The organism is Alishewanella tabrizica (assembly GCF_014652375.1).
GTDB lineage: Bacteria > Pseudomonadota > Gammaproteobacteria > Enterobacterales > Alteromonadaceae > Alishewanella > Alishewanella tabrizica.
On sequence record NZ_BMYR01000026.1, the window covers coordinates 1 to 4,955 of the forward strand.

6 protein-coding genes are annotated in these 4,955 nt (G+C 42.1%); 3 read left to right on the forward strand and 3 right to left on the reverse strand.

Features of this window, described 5'->3' with window-relative positions; translation table 11 throughout:
- Positions 1 to 235 precede the first annotated feature (235 nt).
- Positions 236 to 1,564: an MATE family efflux transporter DinF gene (gene dinF, locus IE070_RS16410; RefSeq protein ID WP_189484269.1), complete on the reverse strand. Its 1,329-nt coding sequence runs from the start codon at positions 1,562 to 1,564 to the stop codon at positions 236 to 238.
- Positions 1,565 to 2,310: 746 nt separating this feature from the next.
- Here dinF and IE070_RS16415 point away from each other — a divergent pair.
- Both IE070_RS16415 and IE070_RS16420 read left to right on the forward strand, forming a co-directional pair.
- Complete coding sequence (locus IE070_RS16415) at positions 2,311 to 2,883, forward strand: hypothetical protein (protein ID WP_189484270.1); 573 nt, start codon at positions 2,311 to 2,313, stop codon at positions 2,881 to 2,883.
- Positions 2,884 to 3,019: 136 nt separating this feature from the next.
- Positions 3,020 to 3,184, forward strand: a complete 165-nt coding sequence (locus IE070_RS16420; protein ID WP_189484271.1) for a hypothetical protein — start codon at positions 3,020 to 3,022, stop codon at positions 3,182 to 3,184.
- Between the two features lie 323 nt (positions 3,185 to 3,507).
- Here IE070_RS16420 and IE070_RS16425 read toward each other — a convergent pair whose 3' ends face one another.
- Both IE070_RS16425 and IE070_RS16430 read right to left on the reverse strand, forming a co-directional pair.
- Positions 3,508 to 4,422: a hypothetical protein gene (locus tag IE070_RS16425; RefSeq protein WP_189484272.1), complete on the reverse strand. Its 915-nt coding sequence runs from the start codon at positions 4,420 to 4,422 to the stop codon at positions 3,508 to 3,510.
- 97 nt (positions 4,423 to 4,519) lie between these two features.
- The gene (locus IE070_RS16430) at positions 4,520 to 4,705 is read right to left on the reverse strand and encodes a hypothetical protein (RefSeq protein WP_189484273.1); all 186 of its coding nucleotides are present in this window, start codon (positions 4,703 to 4,705) and stop codon (positions 4,520 to 4,522) included.
- Between the two features lie 2 nt (positions 4,706 to 4,707).
- On the opposite strand from IE070_RS16430, the gene IE070_RS16435 reads away from it, so the two are divergent.
- On the forward strand, positions 4,708 to 4,955 hold a 248-nt coding region (locus IE070_RS16435), incomplete at its 3' end, for a transposase (RefSeq protein WP_189484274.1).

Sequence of the window (4,955 nt, forward strand, 5' to 3'; positions counted from 1 at the left end):
CTAATATCATACGAGGTGTATCATAACACCTCTAATCAGGTGGCCAAATTCAGTGTGCCACTACAGGTGCCAGCAAGCTTACGTGGTAAGGAGTTAAGCTTTACTGATTTGGAAGTGCTTGGTGCTACGTTGCAATCTTTTCGGGTTATAAGTGATTAGTATTCATTTAGCACCCTTAAAAAGGGTTAGCATTATATAGATGACAAAACCAAGCTATTATTAATTGCAGCGCAGCTTATTTAAGTAGATAGGTAGCGCCATCACGATACAGCGGCCAAGCTAAGGTCAGGCCGCGTAATACCATAAAAATGCAAAGCGCCAACCAAAGTCCATGGTTACCCAAGGGCAAAAATAGCCAATAATTTAGCGCAAAGCCACTAAAGGATATCAGCATAGCATTGCGCATCGCCCGTGCTTTAGTGGCACCAATATAGATGCCATCAAGCAGATAACTCCAGACAGCCAGCAAGGGCAGGGCAATAAGCCAAGGTAAGAAAATGGCCGCTTGCTCGCGTACGGCGGTTATCGAGGTCAATATGGCGATTAGGCTATTACCGCCCAGCCCATAGCCTAATGAAAATACACTGCCAAGTAGCAGCCCCCAACATGCCAGAATACTGAACAAAGCCTGCATTTCTGCGTTGTCTTTTGCGCCAACGGCTTTGCCGATGGTTGCCTCTGCAGCGTAAGCAAAGCCATCCAGCGCATAAGACACTAACATTAAAAAAGTCAGCAACACGGCATTGGCAGCGACCACCGTATCGCCAAAGCCCGCACCGCGAAAGGCAATAAACACAAACACCAGCTGCAGGCAGAGGCTGCGGATAAAAATATCGCGGTTAAGCGCGAATAGCCGTTTATAGCCGCTAAGCTGTTTTAGCTGCGCCAAGCTTATTGCGGGTAGTTGCTGTTGTTGCCAAAGCTTGCTAACTAAATAAAGCCCCAGCAGCAAGGTTGTGTAATCGGCGATAAGCGAAGCTGCCGCCACACCGGCCACTTTCCAGCCAAAGCCCAACACAAACAGCAAATCCAGCACAATATTCAGGCTTTGATTTAGCACTAACAACAGCATGGGATAGCGTGCATTTTGTAGCCCTAAAAACCAACCCAGCAGCACCATATTTAACAAAGCCGCTGGCGCACTCCAAATGCGTACCTGAAAATACACCGCAGCTTGAGTTAATACCTCGCTACTGGCGCTGCTAAGTTGCTGCACCAGTGGCATAACCAAAGGATGTAGCAGTAATAGTAAGCAGGCTAAGAGCAACGCTATTATCGCAGCCTGCAGTAAATTATCACGCAGGCTTTGTTTATGCTGTGCGCCAAACGCCTGAGCAGTGAGGCCCGTGGTACTCATCCGTAAAAAGCCCAGCAGTAAAAACAACAGGCTAATTAAACTGCTACCTAAGGCCACTCCGCCCAGATACCAGGCATGCTCTAAATGTCCGACCACGGCGGTATCTACCAAGGAGAGTAGTGGAATCGTCAGATTAGAGGCGATCATCGGTAGAGCGATTAATAGCAGCTGCTTTTGTTTTGGATGGCGCAGTATTGAAAAACGCATGAGTAGAAATGATTGCCAGCAATAAGTTGAAAAGTCGCATCAGTTGCACGTGATCCTAACATAGTTTGCCAGGATGCTGGTCAATATGACGGCGCGAGTCATTGTCAGTCACAATCGAGGCAACCAGCAATTTAACACGCGTGATAAGCTTAAGCGCTGACGAATAAAACGTAGTGTCTTGTGTAACAGAATATTGATAGCGGCAGATTGAGGGTTAAGGGGGCGTGTTACTTGTCTTGCTGTTTAGCAAAGCGGTAAACGCAATATAAGATCATGCCCGCTGAGACAAGAATTGCTGTGCCTACTGTTAAAAGAATGCTCACTAAAGTCATTACCGCACCATAAAATAAGGAGGCCAGATAAAGGCTTAGCTAAAATTAACCGCTACTAAGACTACTCCCAAGGCGTCATGTCACTTTTGTAAGCGATATATCCAACAATCGCAATGTTGACCAATACGATAAAAATTAACCACCAAAAGCCCATAAACCCTCTGATACCTAGGTTGCTTACCTGATTTAATATAGCACAGGGTGCTAAATGCTAATCTGTTCGCCCAAAATATTTTGCCATTGCCAACGTGAAGCACTGAGTCACATGTATTGAAAATACGCCATGTCATTTGTGCCGGTTAATTCCAAGAGGGATTAGCTAATTCATGTGTTTTTATCGGTTGTGCCGTTTTGTGGCGTTAAAATTAATCTGTGTTTTGCTAGTCAGGTTCATTCAAACATGCGGAGGAAAAAATGAACATTCCAATAATGCAACCTGATGACAGAGAGATTTTTGACCTAACCGATTTTTGTCACTTTAATGAAATGGAGAATTTCAGTAATCATTTGTACCTAGAGCATAAAGGCGCCAGAACTGGCGTCATTGGTGGCGATGACCCCTGCGAAGCGCCGATAAATGGGATAAGCCCCAAGGTATTTTCGCTTTTGATGATGGCAAACGAGGATTTATATTTCAGCCCTGTTACGCCACATCCCGATGTTGGCATTATGCTGGAGTTACCTTTACCGTTTGGCCAGTTAACGGCCTACAGCATGACACCTGGTTGTTGGACATCACCCAGTGGAGGAACGCGATTTCTAGGGTTTTTGATGACCTATAATCAGCATCACAAAGCGTTAGCGCCCTTGATTCAGGACGAATTTAAAAATGTGATAGTGATGCCAGAGATAGAGGGGGAGCAGTTGGTGTTAGCCAGTTTTCTAGCACTAGATATCGAGTATTACCTCAACGATATTTGTCAGATTGTTTGCAATCTACTCAAAACTTGCATTGAGATTGATAGTCGGCTTTCAAAACGTAACTAAGGCCAGTCAATTTAATCTGGGAGTAGGGTATTTGTTAGTCGCAGATACCCTAGATCACATGGTCAAATGCGGGATAAAGATAAACGCATTTTGTAAGGTCTATTAAGGCGAATAGATTCACAGGGGTAACATTAAGATGACCATGCCATCCATTAAAAATGAGCAGGAATATGCCGCGGCATTAGCAGCGATTGATCAACTGCTCGAAGCTGGGCCAGGCACGCCTGAAGGTGAGAAGTTTGATACCTTGGCAAAGATGATCGAAGAATATGATGATATTCATCACAAGCTCAACGAGTAATCCAGTGCCATCTTGCTATTTGAATCGTCACTAAGTGCCAAAAGCAGACATTTTTGGCTTGTAGAGATCAAATCATTTTTGATTACTTAGTTAGATTACTGGTAACAGGGGAGCCAGCCTCAAAACGTATTGTAGTTGAAGAAGGGTATATTCATGTCGCTCATGATAGAGTAATGGAAGGAAAAAACCAGATAAGAACAATAATAAATAATTTAGATTGCTCAGTTGTCCCAAGACCAAAAGTTTGTGACTTCTCTTTCAATCCGACGGATAATTAATAATTTAGTCACTTTAAGGATAGCCACTTAAAGTGGCTATCTTAATTACTTACTCTCGAATAGTAATTTTTCACCTTTACTTGATACGAAAGCATAGTTTGTTGTAACTGCTATGTCTTTTGGTGAGTCACTAGCTCTTATAAAATAAATATCTGGAACAATGACATAGCCTGTGTGGTTTTTGACTATCGAATCATTAAAGTAGTGACCACTAATAATTTCACTAACAATTATTAATTCTCCACTCTTTTTAACACCAGCAATAGAAATATTTAAAGATATTATACAGTGTTTCTCAGATACATTCCCTCCATTAATGAAGAATTTACTGTATGGCTGATCTATATATCCTTTATGCTCTTTATTAATAGATATGAAATCAAAAGCTTTTTTACATTCGACCATATCATTTATGGCAATAGATAAATTGCTAATTCTCTGGTCTTTTGGTATCAGATCCGGACCCCAACTTATCCCTGGATGCCCTTTCTCTACTGAACCTTTTACACTATCAGATACAATGCCAGCAATCTTATCAAATGATATTAACCCGTTATCACTAGTTACTTTTTTTGCATCTACAAGTTGAACAATCGAAGGCTTCCAATCAAGTTGACGATTAACACCCTGACTCAACGACTCGTGAGCTATTACACCAAAGATACCCTGACTTAATAAACCAATGCCCGCGTCAAAGGTTCTCATACCTGCACCAATTCTGCCTGTGTTCGCATGAGTACCATCAGCAAAATCTTTCATACCGTTACCAACACCTGCCGGTTGTGCCATACGAGCGACGTTAAGCGCTTCAGAGATGGAGTCATCCCATACGTAAGGTTTATCGGAAAGCACTTTTAAAACAGGATACTGACCACCAGAGCCTGAATCGCTGGTGCTGGCGCAACTGGCCATTATTAAAGTGGTAAATGTAGCAAATGCGAATGTGGCAATCCTTTTCATGGAGATGTCCTTTATGTAAAAATATTATGATAATAAAAGCCGAATTAATGAGCAAGTATAAATCTATTAACTCAATTGGTGACAATTTGAACAGGGATTATGCAAGTCTAGTATTAGTAAATTTTTCAGCTAATGTCGGCTTTTCGCTCAGGCTGTGTGAAAACTGCTGATCACTTTTTGGTCTAAGCACAAGATTTTTATGATCAATCGTTCTTGATAAAACAATGCTTGCAGCAACCGTTTGACTAAAATTACTAATAGGTAAATTTATAAACGTGTGCACTTATGTCTCATCATATTAAAGGTCAGGGCCGGCATCAAATAACATTACTACCTGAAGCGCTGGATGACTTTGTTACAGAAGATAATCCTGTCAGAGTAATTGATATATTTGTAGATGGATTGCAGCTGGACTCACTTGGTTTTGAGAGAGTTGCAGCCAAACAAACTGGGCGACCAGGCTATCACCCAGCAACCTTATTAAAGCTTTATATTTATGGTTACCTTAACCGTATCCAATCTTCTCGTAGGCT